The 19,290-nt window shown below is 74.5% G+C and carries 19 protein-coding genes and 1 pseudogene; 3 read left to right on the forward strand and 17 right to left on the reverse strand.

Features of this window, described 5'->3' with window-relative positions:
• Positions 1 to 36: 36 nt before the first annotated feature.
• Positions 37 to 714 carry an SGNH/GDSL hydrolase family protein gene (locus ACGFIR_RS26715; protein WP_393007050.1) on the forward strand — a complete coding sequence of 226 codons (678 nt, stop codon included), beginning with the start codon at positions 37 to 39 and terminating at the stop codon, positions 712 to 714.
• Between the two features lie 57 nt (positions 715 to 771).
• Here the strand turns inward: ACGFIR_RS26715 and ACGFIR_RS26720 are convergent, their stop codons facing one another.
• From ACGFIR_RS26720 to ACGFIR_RS26730, 3 genes and pseudogenes are all read right to left on the reverse strand, one after another.
• Complete coding sequence (locus ACGFIR_RS26720) at positions 772 to 1,305, reverse strand: hypothetical protein (protein WP_393007048.1); 534 nt, start codon at positions 1,303 to 1,305, stop codon at positions 772 to 774.
• A 206-nt stretch (positions 1,306 to 1,511) separates the two neighbouring features.
• Positions 1,512 to 2,255: an ABC transporter permease gene (locus tag ACGFIR_RS26725; RefSeq protein WP_393147855.1), complete on the reverse strand. Its 744-nt coding sequence runs from the start codon at positions 2,253 to 2,255 to the stop codon at positions 1,512 to 1,514.
• Between the two features lie 29 nt (positions 2,256 to 2,284).
• Positions 2,285 to 2,986 (reverse strand): annotated as a pseudogene (locus ACGFIR_RS26730) (ABC transporter ATP-binding protein); the annotation flags it as partial.
• A 131-nt stretch (positions 2,987 to 3,117) separates the two neighbouring features.
• Between ACGFIR_RS26730 and ACGFIR_RS26735 the strand changes: the two are divergent.
• Together ACGFIR_RS26735 and ACGFIR_RS26740 are read left to right on the forward strand one after the other, a co-directional pair.
• Positions 3,118 to 5,043, forward strand: coding sequence for a sensor histidine kinase (locus tag ACGFIR_RS26735; RefSeq protein ID WP_393007044.1), 1,926 nt, complete (start codon positions 3,118 to 3,120; stop codon positions 5,041 to 5,043).
• On the forward strand, positions 5,007 to 5,654 hold the full coding sequence (locus ACGFIR_RS26740) for a LuxR C-terminal-related transcriptional regulator (RefSeq protein ID WP_393007042.1): 648 nt from the start codon (positions 5,007 to 5,009) through the stop codon (positions 5,652 to 5,654). The genes ACGFIR_RS26735 and ACGFIR_RS26740 overlap by 37 nt, the downstream gene beginning before the upstream one ends.
• 80 nt (positions 5,655 to 5,734) lie before the next feature.
• Here the strand turns inward: ACGFIR_RS26740 and ACGFIR_RS26745 are convergent, their stop codons facing one another.
• From ACGFIR_RS26745 to ACGFIR_RS26810, 14 genes are all read right to left on the reverse strand, one after another.
• Complete coding sequence (locus tag ACGFIR_RS26745) at positions 5,735 to 6,697, reverse strand: phosphotransferase family protein (protein WP_393007040.1); 963 nt, start codon at positions 6,695 to 6,697, stop codon at positions 5,735 to 5,737.
• Positions 6,688 to 7,932, reverse strand: a complete 1,245-nt coding sequence (locus tag ACGFIR_RS26750) for a hypothetical protein (RefSeq protein WP_393007038.1) — start codon at positions 7,930 to 7,932, stop codon at positions 6,688 to 6,690. The genes ACGFIR_RS26745 and ACGFIR_RS26750 overlap by 10 nt, the downstream gene beginning before the upstream one ends.
• Positions 7,933 to 8,093: 161 nt before the next feature.
• A complete protein-coding gene (locus ACGFIR_RS26755) occupies positions 8,094 to 9,452 on the reverse strand; it encodes a hypothetical protein (protein WP_393147857.1) in 1,359 nt (452 codons plus the stop codon).
• The gene (locus ACGFIR_RS26760) at positions 9,453 to 10,424 is read right to left on the reverse strand and encodes an alpha-ketoacid dehydrogenase subunit beta (RefSeq protein WP_393147859.1); all 972 of its coding nucleotides are present in this window, start codon (positions 10,422 to 10,424) and stop codon (positions 9,453 to 9,455) included.
• On the reverse strand, positions 10,425 to 11,396 hold the full coding sequence (locus tag ACGFIR_RS26765) for a thiamine pyrophosphate-dependent dehydrogenase E1 component subunit alpha (protein WP_393147861.1): 972 nt from the start codon (positions 11,394 to 11,396) through the stop codon (positions 10,425 to 10,427).
• Positions 11,393 to 12,190: a DUF3050 domain-containing protein gene (locus ACGFIR_RS26770; protein WP_393147863.1), complete on the reverse strand. Its 798-nt coding sequence runs from the start codon at positions 12,188 to 12,190 to the stop codon at positions 11,393 to 11,395. The genes ACGFIR_RS26765 and ACGFIR_RS26770 overlap by 4 nt, the downstream gene beginning before the upstream one ends.
• A gap of 1 nt (position 12,191) precedes the next feature.
• Positions 12,192 to 13,121 carry a phytanoyl-CoA dioxygenase family protein gene (locus ACGFIR_RS26775; protein ID WP_393147865.1) on the reverse strand — a complete coding sequence of 310 codons (930 nt, stop codon included), beginning with the start codon at positions 13,119 to 13,121 and terminating at the stop codon, positions 12,192 to 12,194.
• On the reverse strand, positions 13,118 to 14,221 hold the full coding sequence (hppD, locus tag ACGFIR_RS26780) for a 4-hydroxyphenylpyruvate dioxygenase (RefSeq protein ID WP_393147867.1): 1,104 nt from the start codon (positions 14,219 to 14,221) through the stop codon (positions 13,118 to 13,120). Before hppD ends, ACGFIR_RS26775 begins: the two co-directional genes overlap by 4 nt.
• Positions 14,222 to 14,288: 67 nt before the next feature.
• Complete coding sequence (locus tag ACGFIR_RS26785) at positions 14,289 to 15,527, reverse strand: beta-ketoacyl-[acyl-carrier-protein] synthase family protein (RefSeq protein ID WP_393147869.1); 1,239 nt, start codon at positions 15,525 to 15,527, stop codon at positions 14,289 to 14,291.
• Positions 15,524 to 17,140 carry a class I adenylate-forming enzyme family protein gene (locus ACGFIR_RS26790; RefSeq protein WP_393147871.1) on the reverse strand — a complete coding sequence of 539 codons (1,617 nt, stop codon included), beginning with the start codon at positions 17,138 to 17,140 and terminating at the stop codon, positions 15,524 to 15,526. Before ACGFIR_RS26790 ends, ACGFIR_RS26785 begins: the two co-directional genes overlap by 4 nt.
• The gene (locus ACGFIR_RS26795) at positions 17,137 to 17,694 is read right to left on the reverse strand and encodes a beta-ketoacyl synthase chain length factor (protein ID WP_393147873.1); all 558 of its coding nucleotides are present in this window, start codon (positions 17,692 to 17,694) and stop codon (positions 17,137 to 17,139) included. Before ACGFIR_RS26795 ends, ACGFIR_RS26790 begins: the two co-directional genes overlap by 4 nt.
• The gene (locus ACGFIR_RS26800) at positions 17,691 to 18,773 is read right to left on the reverse strand and encodes a beta-ketoacyl-[acyl-carrier-protein] synthase family protein (RefSeq protein WP_393147875.1); all 1,083 of its coding nucleotides are present in this window, start codon (positions 18,771 to 18,773) and stop codon (positions 17,691 to 17,693) included. The genes ACGFIR_RS26795 and ACGFIR_RS26800 overlap by 4 nt, the downstream gene beginning before the upstream one ends.
• Complete coding sequence (locus ACGFIR_RS26805; protein WP_393007016.1) at positions 18,766 to 19,011, reverse strand: acyl carrier protein; 246 nt, start codon at positions 19,009 to 19,011, stop codon at positions 18,766 to 18,768. The genes ACGFIR_RS26800 and ACGFIR_RS26805 overlap by 8 nt, the downstream gene beginning before the upstream one ends.
• Positions 19,011 to 19,277 (reverse strand): acyl carrier protein, encoded by a 267-nt coding sequence (locus tag ACGFIR_RS26810; RefSeq protein WP_393007014.1) that lies wholly within the window; start codon positions 19,275 to 19,277, stop codon positions 19,011 to 19,013. Before ACGFIR_RS26810 ends, ACGFIR_RS26805 begins: the two co-directional genes overlap by 1 nt.
• Positions 19,278 to 19,290 lie beyond the last annotated feature (13 nt).

Genomic DNA, 19,290 nt, shown 5'->3' on the forward strand with positions numbered 1-19,290 from the left:
CTACTCCCGGTACCGAGTGTGGGCTAGCGTGCCGGCATGCCATCGACGTTGACCGAAGCGACGGATCCGTGGTGCCTGCGCGCCGGGGAGAGCGCGGCGCTGCTGCGCGGCCATCCGTGGCGGCGCTTCGCGGTGCTCGGCGACAGCGTGGCCGAAGGGCTCTGCGAGCCCACCGACGGCTATCCCGACGTCCAGTGGGCCGACCGGATCGCCGCCGAGCTGCGGGCCGTCCGGCCGGAACTGGCGTACCTCAACCTGGGCCTGCGAGGGCTGCGGGCGCACGAGGTGCGCGCCACCCAGCTCGCCCCGGCCCTGGCGTTCCGCCCCGACCTGGCGCTGGTGGTCTGCGGCGGCAACGACGCCTTCAGCCGGGGGTACGACGCCGACGCGGTCGACGCCGAGCTGACCGCGATGATCGAGGCGCTGCGCGCCGCCGGAGCGGACGTGATCACCGTCGGCATGTTCGACGTGTCGCACAGCCCCGCCGTACCCGAGCGGCACCGCGCCGGCCTCGGCGAGCGGATGCGTCGACTCTCGACGCACACCGGGGCCGTCGCGGAACGGCTCGGCACCCTGCACGTGCGGCTCACCGACCACCCGCTCACCGCCGACGCGACGATGTACAGCGGCGACGGCCGGCACGGCAGCGCCCGCAGCGACGCGATCGCCGCCGCCGAGACCGTCCGCCGCCTCGGCGCCCACCTCGCGCCCTGACCCGGCGCTGGTTCGCTCAGCCTCCCGGATCGCCCGCTCAGCGGGTGCGGCGGCGGGTCAACGGATGCCCGCGGCGTAGAGCTGCCGGCTGGCGTCGGGGTCGACGCTGAGCCGCTTCACCCCACCGGGGACTGCTCCCATCGCCGCGATGAGCAGCACCGGCAGGAACAGCGTTCTGATCAGCATGGCCCAGCACGCCTTGACACCGACTCGTCCGCCGTCCTCGGCCCGCACGAGTTGCGTGCCGGTCAGGAGTGCGCCGAGTGCCCGGCCGTTGCCGTAGCAGAGGCCGTACAGCACCGGCACCACGACGAGCAACGCGAGCGCTCCCGCCCCGGCCATGGCGTCGGAGATGCCCATCGGCTCCTGCACCAGGATCAGGGCGACGATACCCGCCACGACGCCGCACACGTACACCGTGAAGTCGATGAGCCAGGCCAGGAACAGCGCCACCGAACCCGGCCGGACGTACAGGGCGCCGTTGTCGAACATCGCGATCCGCTTGGCCTTGTGCGCTCCGAGCACGTGCTCCGCGTGCTGCTGGGCGATCTCCAGACGGGTCAACGGCCGGCCCGAGGCGCGGACTGTCACGGAGCACTCTCCTGTCGTTCGTCGGCATGGTGCGGGAGATCGGGGCTGTGCGGGATCGTCGGCGCAGCATAAGCGGTCGCGGGAACCTGCTGGTCGCCGGCAGGCGCCGAGCCGGAAGCGGTGGCCTGCTGCGGGCGGGCCGCGCGCTGGTCGGGGCCGACCAGGCCGCGGCGCCGCCGCCCCCCTCGTGTCGCCTCGAGAGCGGCTCACTCCCAGCGGAAGTAGCGGGCCGCGACCCCGCCCAGCACCACGGTGAACGCCACCATCACGGCCAGGTGCGACAGCGTGGGCCAGGAGCCCGCCCAGGCGTCCTGCAGGGCCTGGGACGCGGCCCCCAGCGGGGTGAAGTCGGCGATCTTCCGCACCAGGTCCGGCATCTGCGGCCCCGGCGTCCACACCCCGGCGAAGAACATCATCGGGAAGTAGATCAGCTGGCCGACCCCCATCGAGGCCCGGGCGCTCGGCGTGACCGCCGTCACGAGCAGCGCGACGGCGCACATCGCGCCCGCCCCGAGCGCGAACGCCAGCACGAAGCCGAGCGCGTTGCCGGGCGGCGGTACGTCGAAGACGGTCGCCGCCACCAGCCAGGCCAGGCCGCACGCGACCAGCAGCGCGGTGACGTTCACGGCCACCTGCGCGACGAGCACCGCCGCCGGTGGGACCGGGGTGGTCGACAGCCGGCGCAGGATGCCCCGTTCGCGGTAGGTGCCCACCACGCTGACCAGCGTCATCAACGTCACCGTCGCGATGGCCAGCGTCATGGTGATGGGCAGGTAGACCTCCAAGGGGAGCCGGCCGTCCAACTCGTCCGCAGGCTCCCGGAAGCCCGGCATGGCCAGGCCGAGTACCAGGATCAGCAGGGCCGGGAACGCGATGGCGAAGAACGTGCCGACCGGATCCCGGAGGAACAGCTTCGCCTCGACACGGATGATCTTGGAAAGGCTGGTCATCGGTTGCTCCTGGCGGCGGTGAGGGCGAGGATCGCGTCCTCGAGGGTGGGTCGTTCGACACCGGGCACCTGGGCCCCGGCGATCAGGTGACGGGGAGTGTCGACGGCGAGGACCCGGCCGGCCGCGATGACCGCCAACCGGTCGCACAGCCGTTCCGCCTCGTCCATGAAGTGGGTCACCAGCACGACCGTGACGCCACGATCCCGGACCTGCCGGACCAGCTCCCACGTGTCCCGCCGCGCCTGCGGGTCCAGGCCCGTGGTCAGCTCGTCCAGGATCGCCACCGACGGGTTGCCGACCAGGGCGAGCGCGATCGACAACCGCTGCTTCTGGCCGCCGGAGAGCTTCGCGAACACCGTGTTTCGTTTGGGGGCCAGGCCCAGCTCGTCCATCAGCTTCCGCCAGTCGGCCGGGTACGGATAGAACGAGCTGTACAGGTCGAGCGCCTCCCACACCTTGATCCGGTCCGGCAGCTGGCTCTCCTGGAGTTGGATGCCCAGCTTCCGGCGCACCGCCGCGCGGTCCCGCTGCGGGTCCAACCCCAGCACCCGTACCGATCCGGCGTCCGGGGCCCGGAGCCCCTCGATGCACTCCACGGTCGTGGTCTTGCCGGCGCCGTTCGGGCCGACGAGCCCGAAGATCTCGCCCTCGTCCACGCTCAACGACACGTCGGCGACGGCCACCTGGTCGCCGTACTGCTTGCGGAGGTTCTCCACCTCGATGACTGGCATGCCGACGACGCTAGAAATCTCACCAGCCCGGGAGAATGGGCTCAGCTGCCCGGCACAGGTGTATCCAGCCCCACCCCTGGTCGGTACCCTGCCCCAGTGCGGCGGCGGTCGGTGACGCGGAGACTCAGCCCGTGACCCGCTTCGCGCTCGCCGTACCGCGCTGCGTCGCCCTGATCGTGCTGGCCGTGGCCGGCTTCGCCTACGGGCACCTCCTCGTGCTCGGCGCCACCCTGGTGGTCCCCTACCCGCTCGCCGTCGCCGGCCAGTTCCGGCTGACCGCGCTGGGCCGCCGGCTCGCCCGCGCGTGGGGCGGGGTCGACCTGCCCGAGCCCGTCCGGTCCGCGCCACCCGCGCCGCACCGCCGCGAGGACGGCTGGTACGCCCACGACGACACGTTGTACCGGTCACCCCGGTTGCCGGCGTTCCTGCTCAAGCTGGACCACTACGCGAAGGACCCGACGATGGTGCGGGAGTGGCTGTGGCTGATCCTCACCCCGGTCCTCGGCGCGCTCCCGCTCCTGGTGCCGCCCGCACTGGTCGCGTCCGGCGTGTTCCTGCTCGCCTCACCGCCCTGGGCTCCCGCGTGGTCGGTGCCGGCGGCCGGCGGCGCGGTCGTGGCCGCGTTCCTGCTCGGGCCGGCTGCGCTGCGGGCGTACGGGTCGTGGACCGCCGCGCTGCTGGGGGCCGGTGAGCGGGCGCCGTCGACGGTCGGCCGGTGGGTCGTCCGGACGTCGGCCGCGACGTGGCGGGGGGCCGGGCTGGCCGGGCTGTCCCTCGCCGCGTTCGGCGGCCTGCTGCTCAACCTGCTCGCCGCCGCCGTGTCGTGGGGCGGGCTGCTGCCGTACACCCTGCCAGTCACGCGGTCACTGGTTTCGCTCTACCGACGCCGCGTCGGCCGGTGGACGGGCTCCGACCTGCCCGCGCCGTACCGGCCGTATCCGCCGCCGCCCGGCCCCGGCGAGGACGGCAACTACCGGGTCGGGCGGGTCCTGTACACCGATGTCGTGGCGGCCGTCCAGGCCCAGCGGCCAGGGTGGCTGCTCGGTGACCCCGCCACCTGGCGGGACCAGTTGTGGTCACTGGGCTCGGTCGTCCTGGCCCCGTTCTCGTTCGTCCCGGCGGTCCTGGTCGGCGTCGGGTTCTACGCCCTGTTCTGCCAGCCCCTGACGTGGGCGGCCTGGGCGGTGCCGATCGGCCTGGCCACCGGCTACTGGATCACCCCGTTCTACCTGTGGTTCGGCATCGAGCACGTCGGTCTCGTCGCGCCGTCGTTCCCGGACTGGGCGAGCATGCCCGCCGGGCTGGTCACGGCGTTGCTCGGGCTCGGCCTGGCCGGCCCACTGCTGAGGCTGCGGCTGTGGTGGGACCGGCTCCTGCTCACCCCCACGGCGGCCACCGTGCTCGCCTCGCGGGTCGCGCACCTCGCCACGACCCGCGCCGACGCCGCCGACGTGCAGGCGGCGGAGCTGCGCCGCATCGAACGCGACCTGCACGACGGTGCCCAGGCCCGGCTCATCGCCGTCGGGCTCGGCCTGGCCGCCGCCGCCCGGCTCATGGAGACCGACCCGGCGCGGGCGCGCGGCCTGCTGGCACAGGCGCAGGAGACCTCCGCCGCCGCCCTGGCCGAGCTGCGCGACCTGGTGCGCGGCATCCATCCGCCGGTACTGGCCGAGCGCGGGCTCGGCGACGCGATCCGGGCGATCGCGCTCGACACCCCGCTGCCGGTGGACGTGGACGTCGACCTGCCGGGCCGGTTCGAGGCGCCGGTCGAGTCGGCCGCCTACTTCGTCACCTGCGAGGCCCTCACCAACGCGGCCCGCTGCGCCGCCCACGTCTCGGTGTCGGTGTCGCACCGCGCCGGGGTGCTCCGGATGGTGGTGACCGACGACGGACCCGGCGGGGCCGACCCGGCCCGGGGAACCGGACTGCGCGGCATCCAACGGCGGCTCGCTACATTCGACGGGACCCTGACCCTGCACAGTCCGCCCGGCGGACCCACCGTCGTCACCATGGAGATCCCGTGCGCGTCGTCCTCGCCGAGGACCTCCACATCCTGAGGGATGGGCTGGTCCTGCTCCTCGAAAGCCACGGCTTCACCCTCGCCGAGGCCGTCGGCGACGGGCCAGCACTGCGCGCCGCCCTGGCCCGGCACCGGCCCGACGTGGCCATCGTCGACGTACGGCTGCCGCCGACCTTCACCGACGAGGGCCTCCAGGCCGCGCTGGCCGCCCGGCGCGAGACCCCCGGCCTCCCGGTGCTGGTGCTGTCCCAGCACGTCGAGCAGCTCTACGCCCGGGAGTTGCTGGCCGACGGGGCGGGCGCGGTCGGCTACCTGCTCAAGGACCGGGTGCTGAACGCCGACCAGTTCATCGACGCCGTACGCCGGGTCGCGTCGGGCGGCACCGCGATGGACCCCGAGGTGATCGCCAAGCTGTTGACGGCCGGCGGCACGGCCTCACCCCTGACCCGCCTCACGCCGCGCGAACGCGACGTCCTCGAACTCATGGCCCAGGGGCGGTCCAACGCCGCCATCTCGCAACGACTCTTCCTCAGCGAGAGCGCCGTGGGCAAGCACACCGCGAACATCTTCGACAAGCTGCGGCTGCCCCCGTCCGCCGACGACAACCGCCGCGTCCTCGCCGTCCTCGCCTACCTCAACGACACCTGACCTGCCGCTCCCCTGCGCCGGGGGGATGCGACCGCACGAACCGACGCCCGACCCGGCCAGCACGGATCCGGCGGTACGGCTCAGCCGAGCTGCGCCAGCGTCCGGGCCACGTTGTGCTCCACGATGGCGCGCATGCCGGCCTGGTCGGGGAAGTCGCCGTCCAGCAGGCGCAGCGGGCCGGCCACCAGCGACAGGTACGTCGCGAGCCGGTAGAGGCGCATCCGGTCCTCGTCGAGACCCGCCACCGCGAGCGCGGGATAGGCGTCGCCGAAGCGCAACTCGAGGAAGGCGTGCTCCCACTCGACGTCGAGGAACATCGCGCCCTCGACGTCGACGAGGACCGGGCGGTCGTGCTCGTCGACGAGCACGTGGTCCGGGCCGAGTTCGCCGTGGACCAGCCCGTACCGCGAACGGGGCGCCACGGCGGCGTACCGCGCGGTGAGGGTGTCGGCCAGGGGTTGCCGCGCCGCCGCGATCCGCCCGACCCGGGCGGCAGCCTCCGCCAGGTCACGCAGCGCCCGGTCGAGCACGAGCCGCTCCACCGGCCGGTCCGGCGCCGGCCCGTCGGGACCGGGCCGGCCGTAGCGGTCGCGCCGCCGGGCGTGCATGCCCCGCACCGCGTCGCCGAGGCGGGCCAGCACCACCGCCGCCCGGCGCGGATCGCGTTCCCGCAGGTCGGCGAGGGTGCCGCCCCGGACGTCCCGCACCACCGCCACCTCGCCCGGCAGCACGCCGCCGGTGGGGGCGAGCAGCAGCTCGGGCACCCGCACCCCGGCGGCGGTGAACTCCCGGTGCGCCGCCTCGAACAGCCTGGCGCCGGTGGCGTGCCCGAACACGTCGTCGGGCTCCGGCGCCGCGGCTGCCGGCCAGTAGTCCTCGTCCGGATGCCACACGTACGCGACGGCCGTGGACCCGTCGTCGAGGGTCAGCCGGTAGACGCCCTTCTTCGAGCCGCCCGTCAACCGCCCGGCCGCCCGCAGCTCCCGGCCACGTCCGAACACCGCCCGCGCCACCGGGCGCAACTCGGCGGCGGTCAGCCCCACCTGCGCACCGCGGCCACGCGGCGGCGCCGGGCGAGGAGCAACACGATCACGCCCCCCGCCACCAGGGCGGCACCGGTTGCCGCGACCAGCCCGGTCTGCGGCCCGGTGATCGGCAGGCCGTCACCGCCGCCACCACCGTTGTCGTCGCCACCGTCGTCGTCGCCACCGTTCCCGGTGCTGCCGCGCGCCGCGACCAGGACCGCGAAGCCGTCCCGGTTGTCGCTGTCGTCCACGTCGGCCGCCGGCACGGCGACGGCGTTCGCCGGCAGCTCGGTACGCGGCGGGCCGGAGCGGGCATCCGCCTGCTCGGCCAGGCCCTCGACCTGCACCGTCCCGCCCGTCAACGTGACGGGCGCCCTGGTGGATGCCGCCACCGTCACCAGGTTGTGCAGCTCGACGGCGGAGTGGCTGCCGTCGGTCGGGTCGGTGTCCTGGCCGGCCGGTACGAGCGCGAGCGTGTCGTAGGTGCAGACGGCCGAGCGCCGGTCGTCGGCGACCACGCACTCCTCGGGTGGTCGGGTGAACGTCACCGCCTCGGGCAGGCGCAGCGTGACCCTGATGCCACCGACCGCCTTGCGGCCCTGGTTGACGACCCGGTACCGCACCGCGCCCGTCTCACCCGGCTGCAACGTCCCGGTGGGTTCGAGCCGGCCGCCCGCGCCGACCCGTACCGACTGCTTCACGTCCGGCGCCACCACCGACAGATCGGCCACGGGGTCGTCGACCAGCCTGAGCGTGAACCATTCGCGGTCGCTGGTCCTCATCGGCTCGTCGCCCCAGGCCATGCCGGCCTCGACGGAGAACCTGCCTTCGTAGGGCTGCTGGTTTTCCTGCACGTTGACGTCGAAGGGAAGATCCACCGTCTCGCCGGCTGCCGGCAGCAACTCCGGAAGCGCGCTCGGACCGATCCGGCAGTACCAACCCGCGGCGTCCCCGTCGCACTCGCCGGAGCCGCCGCCCTCCGGCCACATCAGGGAGATCCCGTCCGGCCAGTCCTGCTCGCCAGGGCGGACGTAGAAGATCGCCTCCCTCGGCGTCGAGTTGGTCAGATTGGTGAGCCTGAGGTGGATCCGCTTCTTCCCGACCCCCACCGGGACCGTCGTACCGGTCACGTCGAACGTGAACTTCGGGTCCGCGTTCGCCGCCGGAGCGGGACCGCCGGGGACGGCCAGCCCGGCGAGGACGAGCAGCGTCACCGCCGCCGTTCGCGACAGCCATCGATGACCAAGACCCATGGCGGGGCTCCTTCAGACAAGCGGCGATCGTCGACGACCCCCAGTCAAACCGTTCACATCGACTCTTGCAAACGTCTGCGCGGCGCGGCGTGCGGGATCCGCCGGACCTCCGCACCCGGTCACCGGGGCGGGGCGAGGGCGACCTGCCGCGCCACGCGGCGTCAGTCGACCACCAAAAGGCCGGAGAGAAGGACGCCACGGGCCAGGTTGAGCACCCCGTCGCAGCCGGGGAAGCCGGTACGGATGCAGGCGCCCGCCGCCCGGCGGCCGAACAGGTACGGGGCGATGCTGTACGGCACCTCGGCGCCGACGGTCTCGCCGGTCTCGATGTGCACGAAGTCCAGCGGGACGTCGTCGGCCCGCACGTACTCCTGGAGGATGAAGCCGCCCCGCCCGACGGCCCGGGTCAGCCCGTCGCGCCACGCGTCCGGGTCGGTCTCCCGGCCGATCAGCACGTCCACCCCGGCGGAGCCGTCGGCCGGCTTGGCCACCAGGCCGACCCGGTCGCGTGCCGCCCGGTCGAGCAGCTCCGCCGTCAGCGACCAGGTACGCGGCACGTACCGCTGCACCAGGTCACGGTCGGCCGGGGCCAGCGTGTCGGCGTCCTCCCACAGCCAGGCGAAGGCGCGCTTGTTGGCGACCAGCCACGCCGCCGCCGACACCCACATCGGCACCATTCCCGCCGCCAGCCCCGCCTCCAGGGCGTCCACCCCGGCGCTCGGGGTGACCCGGTTGGGCACGAAGAGCCGGAACACCGCGTCGACCGGGGTGCTGCCGGCGACCAGCCGCTTCCGCTCGTCGAGGGTCACCTGCGAGACCGGCGCGATGACCAGGTCCAGGCCGCCCGCGGCGGCCCGCTCGACCACCGGCGACAGCAGCCGGATGAACCGCTGCGGATCGTCCAGTCCCGGGTACTCGGCGTCGAAGTCGACAAGCATGGCGACCCGGGCGCCCTCGGGCAGGGCGAGGTCGGCGCGGATCGCGGCGAAGCGCTGGTCCACGGCCGACGGCGCCGCCGCCAGGCGGACCCGGTCGGTGAGGCCGCGCCGCCGGTAGACGTCGACGAAGCGGCGCACCGTGGTGTCCGCGTCGAACGCCCCGCCGAGGCTGCTGTCGATGTTGTACTCGACGAAGCGCGGCACCCCGTCGCAGAGCAGCACGTCGGGCCGGAACGCGGCCAGCAGCGCCTCGGTCAGCGGCTCGTCGTCGTCGAGCAACCGGGTCGCGCCGTCGGGCACGTCCAGCAGCCGGCGCAGCTCCCCCGCCGTGCCGGCCCGCCGCCGGCACGCCTCGAAGATGAGCTGGGCGATCCGGTCGCAGACGGCGTTCAGCACGCCCAGCGAGGTCTCGTCCATCACCGGCGGCCGGGCCAAGCGCCACTGCTTGTTGTACGTGGCCCGGCCGTCGAAGATCTCCCGCCAGGACTGCGCCCCGGCGGCCACCATCTCGGCGCGCACCGGCGCGGGCAGGTCCAGCCACGCGCGCGCGGCGGAGGGCCAGCGGTAGTCGGCGTGGTCCATTCATCCCTCCTTCATGACGTGGCCGATGGCGGCCCGGAGCTGCTCGCGGCTGGGCTGCACGGCACGGTCCAGCGCCGGTGCGAACGGCAGCACCGCGCCGTCGGGGCGGGTGACGCGGCGCGGCGGCGCGACCAGCCGCACCCGCTCGACCACGGTGGCGATGATCTCGGCGGCCATGCCGCAGGAGCGGTTCGCGTCGTCCAGCACCACGAGCCGCCCGGTGCGCGCCACCGACCCAGCAAGGCCGTCCCAGTCGAACGGGTAAAGCGTGCGGGGGTCGAACACCTCGACCGAGACCTGGTCGGCCAGTTCCTCGGCGACCGCGAGGGCGTCGTGCACCAGGTGCCCGACCGCGACCACGGTCACGTCGTCGCCGGGCCGGTGCACCCGGGCCCGACCCAGCGGCACCGGGGCGAGCGCCGCGAGGTCGACGTCGGCGCGGACGTCCATCGCGCCGGCCGGGGCGAAGACCACCACCGGGTCGTCGCAGCGCACCGCCGACACCAGCAGCCCGTACGCGTCGGCCGGGGTGGCCGGCACGACCGTCCTCACCCCGACGTGGGCGAAGAGGCTGTACGGGTGGTCGGAGTGCTGCCCCGCCCAGCCCGTACGCGAGCCGGAGCCCGGCACCAGGTACGTGACCGGGACCGCGCACTGCCCGCCCGTCATCAACGGGAACTTGTGCGCGTGGTTGACGATCTGCTCGAAGACCAGGAACAGCAGCGACGGGATCTGGAACTCGACCACGGGCCGCATCCCGGCCAGGGCCGCGCCGGTGGCGAAGCTGGTGAACGCCTGCTCCGACAGCGGCGTGTCGCGTACCCGCTCGGGGCCGAACCGCGTGAGCAGCCCGGCGGTGACGTTCGAGGCGGCCACCCGGATGTCCTCGCCGAGCAGGAACACCGACTCGTCGCGGGCCAGCTCGTCGGCGAGGGCCCGGGTGAGCGCCCTGCGGTAGGACAGTCGCGGCATCTACCCACCTCCGGCGCGCGCGGTCAGCCCGCTGGCGTACAGGTACGCGAGGGCGTCGGCCGGGTCCGGCTCGTCACCGGCGAGCGCGAACTCCACGGCCCGCGCCAACACCTCCTCCACCTCGGCATCGACCCCGGCCCGTACGGCGGTGGGCAGCCGCGCGCCCTGGATGTCCACCGGGTCGCGGGAGCGGCCCCGGGCCACCTCGTCGGGCGGGCGGTAGTCGAGGCGTACCGCGTGCTCGAAGGTGTGGTGGGCGTCGAACCGGTAGGTGCGGGCCTCGATCAGCTCGGGGCCGCCGCCGGCGCGCATCCGGTCGACGGCGGCGGCCGTGGCGTCGCGTACCGTCTCGGGGTCCTGGCCGTCGACGACGGCCGCCGGGATGCCGAAGGCGGCGGCGCGGCCGGGGATGCTGCCGGCGACCGCGCCCGCGACGGGCATGGTGGTCGCGTAGCCGTTGTTCTCGCAGACGAACAACACCGGCACCCGCCACAGCGCGGCCAGGTTGAACGCCTCCAGCAGCATCCCCTCGTTGACCGCGCCGTCGCCGAAGAAGCTCACCCCGACGACGTCGTCGCCGCGTCGCCGCCGCGCCCACACCGCCCCGGTGACGATCGCCCCGGACGCGCCGACGATGGCGTTGGCGCCGAGCACGCCGACGCCGAAGTCGGCGGCGTGCATGGAGCCGCCCCGGCCGGCGTTGAGGCCGGTGACCCGGCCGCACAGCTCGGCGAGCATCCGGGCCGGGTCGGCGCCCTTGGCGAGCACGTGCCCGTGCCCCCGGTGGGTGCCGGCGACCAGGTCGGCGGCCCGCAGCGCGGCGCAGACCCCGGCGGCGATCCCCTCCTGCCCGAGGTAAGGGTGGATGCCGCCGACGACGTGCCCGGAGCGGACCAGCTCGATCGCCCGCTCCTCGAAGCGGCGGATCAGCCGGACCGTCCGGTAGAGCCGGACCGGGTCGGCGTCGGTCACCGCTCGCGCCCCGCCTTGACGGCGGCGAGGATGTCGTCCCAGAGCTGGGCCCGGGCGGCGAGCGCGGTGTTGACGGTGTCCGCGCACTCCTGCCACTTGACGTCGTCGTCGCCGCAGAGGTCGGCGAGCATCTGCATCGCCATCGGGGTGTGCTGCTCGCCGTCGACCTCGATGTGCCGCTCCAGGTAGTCGACGAACGTGTGCAGCCGCCGGCTGCGCTCGTTGACGGCCACGACCTGGGTGAACATGTCGGGGATCAGGTCCTCGCGGCCGAACGCGAAGGCGGCGGCCTGGCAGTGCACCGGGGTCGTCTCGATGATCCGCCAGGTGGTGCCGGCGAACGCGGCGGACGGCGCGGGCACGCCCGCCGCCACCAGCGACTCGGCCACCGGCCGGCCCGCCCGCAGCAGGTCGACCAGCTTCTCCACGGCCGTGGTGTCGGCGCCGGCCTCCCGCATGCCCCGCACGTACAGCTCGAAGTGGCTGATGTAGCCCTCGCCCAGCTCGTCGCTCTCCTCCACCATCACGATGTCGTTGATCAGGCGCCGGCTGCCCGTCGGCCCGGTCGGGATCCACGGCACGGTGACGCAGGTGAGCTGCCGCTGCAACGACGTCAGCAGCGACATGAAGTCCCAGACGGCGAAGACGTGGTGCTCCATGAAGGTGACCAGCGCCTCGTGGGTGTCGAGGGCCGCGTAGAGCGGGTGCCGGACGACCGCCTCGCGGCGCTCGCTCACCGCCTTCTCCAGCCGTTCGATGCCCGGGTGCGTCCTACCCCAGTCGTACCGTGACATGTCAGCCTCCCTGTGCGGCGCGGTGGCGCCAGATGACCGGGCAGTATTCGGGGTCCGCGTAGTCCGGCCGCCCGTCGTGGGTGCGGCGGACCAGCACGTCGTGGTTGTACGCGGCGAGGGTGCCGTCGGAGAGCGGGTACTCCCGCCAGGCGTTGTCGCCGTCCTGCAGGTGCAGCGAGATCGCCCGGCGCGGGCGTCCGCTGACGTTGGCGCCGCTGCCGTGGTAGGTGCGGCAGTGGTGGAAGCTCATGTGTCCCCTCGGGATCACCATGGGCACCTTGCGGATGGTGGCCCCGTTGTGGGCCGCGTTCTCGGCGAGCATCTCCTCGAGCTGGTCGCGGTCGCGGTCGGCGAAGTGGCGCACCACGGTGTCGTCGGCGCCGGTCTCCTGCCAGCGGTGCGAGCCGTCGACCATGGTGATGGTGCCCATCTCCTCGCCGCAGTCGTGGAACGGGATGAAGGCGGTGAGCATGTCCTCGGACGACGAGGACGCCCAGTAGTGCTTGTCGAAGTGCCAGGGGACGATGTTGGACGGTTCGCCGGAGACCGGCGGCTTGTAGATCAGCGTGGACTGGAAGACACGGATCTCCGTGGCTCGCGCGAGCCGGGCGGCGACCGCGCCGATCAGCGGCTTGCGCAGGAGCGCCCCGAGCCTGTCGTGTTCGTGGTGGACGTAGTCGTTGTGCCGCTGCACCGGGCCCTTCGACGGCTCCCAGTAGGCGAGCCGGGGCGGGCGTACCGGCAGGTGGCGGTCGCGTTCGCCGGCGTAGTAGCGGTCGGCGGCCGCCGCCAGGGCGTCCACCTCGTCGTCGGTGAGCAGCTTCTTCGACAGGTACCAGCCGTGCTCGGCGTAGAACGCCACGTCCTCGTCGGACGGCAGCAGCGCCTCCTGCTCGGCGGTCAGGGTCGGCTCGAACTCGGTCGCGGTCACGCCCGCACCTCCTGCGGTGTCGGGGCCGCGACGGTGCTCCCCGCGGCGGCCAGTTCCCGTTCCTTGGCCTCGTAGAGCGCCTTGATGTTGCCGCTGCCGAAGGTCCGCGCCCCGCGCCGCTCGATCAGTTCCAGGAAGAGCGTGCGGCGCACGTGCATGGACTCGGTGAAGATCTGCAGCAGCTGCCCGCCGTGGTCGCGGTCGACGAGCACGCCGAGGTCGCGCAGCCGCTCCAGCGGCGCGTCCACCGGGCCGACCCGCGCCTGGAGGGCGTCGTAGTAGCTGGCGGGAGTGCCGGCGAAGCGCACGCCCCGCTCGACGAGGGTGGCGACGGCGGTGACGATGTCGTCGGTGCGCAGTCCGAGGTGCTGCACGCCCGCGCCGGCGTGCTGGTCGAGGAAGGCGTCGAGCTGCCCGGGCCGGCGGGCGCGGTCGGGTTCCAGCAGCACCAGGGTGACCCGCCCCGAGGGGCTCTGCACCACCGTGGAGTTCATCGCCTGCCCGGCCACCTCCACGTGCTCGGCGAAGATCTCCGCGAACCCGAACACCTCCCGGTAGTGCCGGACGGTCTCGTCGAGCTGCCCGGGCGGCACGCAGACCGCCAGGTGGTCGATCTCGGCGAGCAGTTTGCCGCCGTCGTCGTCGGGGGGCGTCATCTCGACGGCCCCGGGCAGGAACTCGCCCGGGGCGCCGCGCCGGGAGACGAGGCGGTGCAGCACGTCGCCGAAGCCGCCCACCTCGGCGGTCACCACCTCGGCGTCCGCGCCGGTGTAGACGGTCGGTGGCGTCACCCCGGTCCCGCCCCGGCGCACCAGCTCGGCGTACGCGCCGGCGGCGTCGTCGACCTCCAACGCCACCACGGCCACGCCGTCGCCGTGCCGCTGCACGTACCGGGCGGCCGGATGCCCGGCGGTGAGCCCGGTGGTGAGCACCATCCGGACGTCGCCGTGGCACAGCAGCAGCGACCGCTGGCCTGCCAGCCCGGTCTCGGGGCCGCCCTGGCCGCGTAGCTGGAAGCCGACCGCCCGGTCGAAGTAGAAGGCCGCCTGCCGGGCGTCGCCCACGAAGAGTTCGATGTGGTCTATCCCACGGATGTCCATGTCCTCAGCCCTTTCACGGTTCCCCGTGGTTGCCGTCCGGGCGCGGTACGCCCGGGATGGAGCGTGCTCAGTCCCTCGGCCGGGCGGCCCGGGCGAGCAGCAGACTCACGTTCTGGCCGCCGAAGCCGAAGGAGTTGGTCAGCGCGTACCCGGCGTCCGTCTTGCGCGGCTCGGCGCGGATGTGGTCGGCCGGGCAGGCCGGGTCCGGGTCGTCGAGGTTGTGCGTCGGTGGGAGCAGGCCCCGGCCGAGCGCCAGTGCGGTGGCCGCCGTCTCCAGCACGCCGGAGGCGCCGAGCAGGTGGCCGGTGAGCGCCTTGGTGGAGCTGACCGGCACGCCGCCCACGCCGAACACGTCGGCGAGCGCCGTGGTCTCGGCGATGTCGCCGAGCTTCGTGCCGGTGCCGTGCGCGTTGACGTAGCCGACCCGCGCCGGGGGCACGCCCCCGCTGGTCAGCGCGCGCCGCATGCACTCGGCCGCGCCGGCCCCGTCGGGTCGCGGGGCGGTCGGGTGGTACGCGTCGGTGGTCGCCCCGTACCCGGCGACCTCGGCGTAGCCGGTGACGCCCCGGGCAGCGGCGTGCTCGGCGCGTTCCAGCACCAGCAGAGCCGCGCCCTCGGCGAGGACGAAACCGTTGCGGCGCGCGTCGAACGGACGGCTCGCCGCCGTCGGGTCGGCCCAGCCCCGGGCCAGCGCCCGGGCGTTGCCGAAGGTGTCGGCGAACGTCGGGAACAGCGGCGCCTCGCTGGCCCCGCAGAGCACCACGTCGGCCTCCCCGGCCCGGATCAGCCGCAGCGCGTCGGCCACCGACTGGGCGCCGGAGGCGCAGGCGGTGCCGACCGACGAGGTGTAGCCGCGGATGCCGTACCGGATGGCGATCCGGGCCGACGGCATGTTCGGCAGGATGCCGGTGAGCAGGTACGGGCTGACCGCCGCCCGGCCGCGCTCGGCGCGGGCGAGCACCTGCGCCTCCAGCGTGGCCATCCCGCCGACGCCGCCGACGATCACCCCGACCCGGCCCGGGTCCACGTCCCGGCCCACCTCGATGCCGGCGTCGGCGAGCGCGTCGGCGGCGGCGAGCAGGGCGAGCACCACGACCCGGTCCAGCACCCGGCTCTCCGGCCCGGTGGCGACCGTACGCGGGTCGACGTCCGGGAGCAGGCCGGCGACCTCCAGCGAGCCGGCCGCCGGGTGCCCGGCCGGCGGTCGGGTCAGCCCGGACCGGCCGGAGCAGAGCGCGTCGAAGGTGGCCTCGACGCCCCGCCCCGCGGGGGTGAACAGTCCCATCCCGGTGATGACGGCGGTCACGACGGCGCCTCGGTGAGGTACCGCTCCCGCAGGGCCACCTTGCGCACCTTGCCGGTGACGGTGACCGGGATGTCGGCGGGGCGTACCGGCACGACCCGGCGCAGCGTCGCGCCGACGTCCGGGCCGAGCGCGGCCCGGACCCGTTCGGTGCGGTCCTCGGCGGGGTCGGCGCCGGCGACGAGCTCCAGCAGCACGTCCGTGACCACCCCACCGGGCCCCGAGGTGATCACCACCGTGCAGTCGGTGACGTCCGGGCAGGCGGCGAGGACGCGTTCCTCCGACAGCGCGGTGTAGAACCGCCGGCCGTCGCCCGCGTCGACGGAGTCGACGGCCCGGTCCAGGTGGTAGTAGCGGCCCTCGGCGTCGGCGTACACCAGGTCGCCGGTCAGGTACCAGCCACGCTGCCGGAACCGGTACGTGGTGACCGAGTCGTTCCAGTAGCCCCGGAACAGTGACGGCGAGTCGATGCCGAGCCAACCCACCTCGCCGGCGGGCACCGGCTCACCGTCGGCGTCGAGCACGGCGACGCGGGCGAACTGGTAGGGGCGGCCGACGCAGCGGCCGTAGCGGTCGGTGTCGACGCGGTGGGTGATGTGGAACATCGAGTGCCCCATCTCGCTGGAGCCGAGCCCGTCGATGAAGACCGAGCCGGGCACGCGGGTCACCCCCTCGCGGGTCACCACGTCGCGGGAGCCGACGGCGACCAGCCGACGTACGTGCGGCTCGTGCGAGCAGTCGCCGGTGTTGAACCACAGCGACACCGAGTCCAGGTCGTACGCGGCCAGGTCGAAGCGGGCCAGCTCCGCCCAGGTCACGGAGAAGCCGAACACCCCGTCGGGACGCCAGCTCTGGATCGCCTCCAGCACCCGCTGGCCGCCCTGGTCGGAGAGCAGGAGCATCTCGGCGCGGTTGCCGAGCGCCTGGTTGACCATGAGCACGGTGGCGGTGTGCGGGGCGGGCAGCGCGTTGAGGATGCGGCGGGTGCCCTGCGCCTGCGGCATGGCGAGCAGGTGCCGGGTGGCGGCGAACAGGCTGGCGTGCGAGTGCAGCACCGCCTTGGGCACCCCGGTGGTGCCCGACGTGTGGGTGATGACCACCGGGTCGTCGGCGTGGTGCCGGTAGTGCTCCGGAGCGGCGGCCGGGTCGCCGCCGCCTGCCTCGGCGGGCGTGCCCAGCACCGGCACGCCGAGGTCGTGGCCGGCCAGCAGGGCGAGGTGCGCGTCGTCGGCGAGCACCCCGGCGCCGCGCAGCCGGCGCACGTACTCGGCGGCGATCTCGGGACGCAGCCGGCCGTTCATCAGCGCGGGGATGGCGCCGAGGCGGGCCAGCGCGAGGAAGCTGAGCACCATGTCGGCGGCGGTGGTGGCCCACACGGCGACCGGGTCGCGGGGCTTGACGCCCCGCTCGTGCAGCCAGGCGGCGCGGGCGGCGACCCGCTCGTCGAGCTGGCCCAGCGTCAGCGCCCGCCCGGCCGGGTGGCCGTCCACGGCGGTGTCGAAGGTGAGGCCCGGACCGTCCGGGTCGGCGCCGTGCGCCAGCACCCGGGCCAGCACGTTGCCGGCGCCGATCCGCTCGTCGGCGGCCAGCACCCCGCGCAGTCCCCTGTTCCTCATGGTGCGTCTCCCTCCCCCAGCAGCACCGCGACGGCTCGGGCTCCGGGCTGTCCGCCCGGACCCCGCGCACCGCCGTCGTCGGGTGCCTGTTCGATCAGGACCAGCAACGCCCGGTGGGCGTCGCCGTCGTGCACCAGCAGTTCGGCCTCCGCGATCCCCTCGGCGCGCGGGTCGCCGGTCGGCGCCAGGCAGAGCACCGGCCCGCCCAGCCCCCAGCGGGCGGCCACGTGCCCGGCCACGCTGTTGGGCACCGACTGGAAGAAGAACAGCGGCCCGGGCCGGCCGCCGCCGGCGACGGTGGCGCGCACGTGCGCCGCGCTGGCACGGTCCCCGGCCGCGCTGACCAGCACGATCGCGGTCCGCTCACCGTCCGGGGCAGGCCCCTTGCCGTACGCCCGGGTCAGGCAGCGCTCGGCGACGGCCGCGACGAGGGGCGGGAAGCTGGAGTGCACGTACCCGGGCACCGGCGGCGGCGCCCCGTCGCCCGGCTCGGGCCAGGCCGCCTCGGCCAGCACGGTGAGGCCGCCGGTGACGTGCGCGGCGTTCCCGCTCATGCCGCACCGACCAGCAGCGCGGTGTTGGCGCCGCCGAACGCGGCGTTGAGGCTCAGCGCGTACCGGGTGGCGGCGGGCCGGGGCGCGTCGCGCACGACGTCCAGTGGACAGGCCGGGTCGGGGCCGAGCCAGCCGGCGTTGACGGGCAGCTTCCCGTGCCGCAGGGCGAGCACGGTCACCACCAGTTCCAGCAGGCCGGAGGCCTCCAGCGCGTGCCCGTGCAGCGCCTTGGTGGAGCTGACCGGGACCTGTGTCGCCGCCGCGCCGAGCGCCGTGCGCAGCGCCGCCGCCTCGGCGGCGTCGCTGTGCCCGGTGCCCGTGGCGTTGGCGTTGACGTACCCCAGCGCCTCCGCGGCCAGCCCGGCCCGGCGCAGGGTCGCCGTGATCGCGCGGGCCAGGCCGCGCCCGCCCGGCTCGGGCTGGCAGGGGTGGAACGCGTCGCCGGCCCGGCCCCAGCCGAGCAGGTCGGCGAGCGCCTCCCGGGCGACGGCCCGCGACTCCAGTACCACCGCGGCGACGCCGTCGCCGAGCAGCAGTCCGGTGCGGCCGGCGCTGAACGGGCGCACCGCGCCGTCGGTGGCCAGGGCGCGGCCGGCGTCGAAGAGCGCGTACTGGTCGGGCTCGACCAGGTAGCCGGCGGCCACCACCGCCCGGGCGACGTCGCCCCGGCGGATCAGGGCCGCGGCGTCGGCGACCGCGCTGCTGGCCGAGACGCACGCGGTGGTGTACGCCCGGGCCGGGCCGGTGAGCCCCGTCCGGGCGGCCAGCGCGGTGGTGAGCGCCGGCACGTGCGCGCCGCCGTGCACGGCCAACAGCAGGGCGGTGCCGGCCCGCCGGGCGGCGTCCAGCCCGGCGTCGCGGCAGGCGGCGTCGACGGTGTCGGCGAGTTCGTCGGCCAGGTCGCCGGCGTCGGGCAGGGTGGCGGCGGCGTCGACCCGGCGGGGCGTCGTGTCGAAGCGGTCCACGGGCCGGAATGCTGGCTCACCGGCGAGCACACCGGCGAGCTGCGCGTCGTTCCCCCTGCCGAACGCGCTGCTCGCGTGGACGCCGGTGAGCCGGACGGCCACCGGCTCAACCATCGGCGACGGCGGTCAGGGCGGTACGGAAGACCGCCAGGGCGTCGTCGACGCTGCGGATCCCGGCGAGCTGTTCGTCGGTGAGGTCGAGCCGCCGGTCGTGGCGCTGCTCGACGAGGTGCACCAGCCAGGCCAGTTCCATGGACCCGATCCGGTCGCCGACGTCGCCGGGCGGTTTCCCGGCCAGTTCGGCGAGCATGGTCACCAGGTCGGCCCGTCGCAGGTCGGGCTGACCGGCCATCAGGAGTTGTCGCTCGTCGCCCCGGCGACCCGGTCGGCGACCATCGTGGTGAACTCGCCGACCGTCATCAGGGCGAGCTTCTCGGACTCGTCGTCGGCGAACTTCAGGCCGTAGCGGTCCTCGACGCGTACGGAGAGGTCGGCGAGGGCCAGCGACTCCAGGTCCACCCCGGACGGGCCGAGCGTGGTGTCGTCGTCGATGCCCTCGACGTCGTAGTTCATGTCCTCGAGCTGCTCGACGACGAAGGCGCGGATCTCGGGTCGCATGGTTAACCTCTTT

Origin of the sequence: Micromonospora sp. NPDC049051, from assembly GCF_043197575.1 — a bacterium.
In the GTDB taxonomy this organism is placed as follows: Bacteria; Actinomycetota; Actinomycetes; order Mycobacteriales; family Micromonosporaceae; genus Micromonospora.

Coding starts and splice junctions, on each gene's coding strand:
- ACGFIR_RS26715 (WP_393007050.1), top strand. CDS start 37: ATGCCATCGACGTTGACCGAAGCGACGGATCCGTGGTGCCTGCGCGCC.
- ACGFIR_RS26725 (WP_393147855.1), bottom strand. CDS start 2,255: ATGACCAGCCTTTCCAAGATCATCCGTGTCGAGGCGAAGCTGTTCCTC.
- ACGFIR_RS26750 (WP_393007038.1), bottom strand. CDS start 7,932: ATGGGTCTTGGTCATCGATGGCTGTCGCGAACGGCGGCGGTGACGCTG.
- ACGFIR_RS26755 (WP_393147857.1), bottom strand. CDS start 9,452: ATGGACCACGCCGACTACCGCTGGCCCTCCGCCGCGCGCGCGTGGCTG.
- ACGFIR_RS26760 (WP_393147859.1), bottom strand. CDS start 10,424: ATGCCGCGACTGTCCTACCGCAGGGCGCTCACCCGGGCCCTCGCCGAC.
- ACGFIR_RS26770 (WP_393147863.1), bottom strand. CDS start 12,190: ATGTCACGGTACGACTGGGGTAGGACGCACCCGGGCATCGAACGGCTG.
- hppD (WP_393147867.1), bottom strand. CDS start 14,221: ATGGACATCCGTGGGATAGACCACATCGAACTCTTCGTGGGCGACGCC.
- ACGFIR_RS26790 (WP_393147871.1), bottom strand. CDS start 17,140: ATGAGGAACAGGGGACTGCGCGGGGTGCTGGCCGCCGACGAGCGGATC.
- ACGFIR_RS26795 (WP_393147873.1), bottom strand. CDS start 17,694: ATGAGCGGGAACGCCGCGCACGTCACCGGCGGCCTCACCGTGCTGGCC.
- ACGFIR_RS26800 (WP_393147875.1), bottom strand. CDS start 18,773: ATGGTTGAGCCGGTGGCCGTCCGGCTCACCGGCGTCCACGCGAGCAGC.
- ACGFIR_RS26805 (WP_393007016.1), bottom strand. CDS start 19,011: ATGGCCGGTCAGCCCGACCTGCGACGGGCCGACCTGGTGACCATGCTC.
- ACGFIR_RS26810 (WP_393007014.1), bottom strand. CDS start 19,277: ATGCGACCCGAGATCCGCGCCTTCGTCGTCGAGCAGCTCGAGGACATG.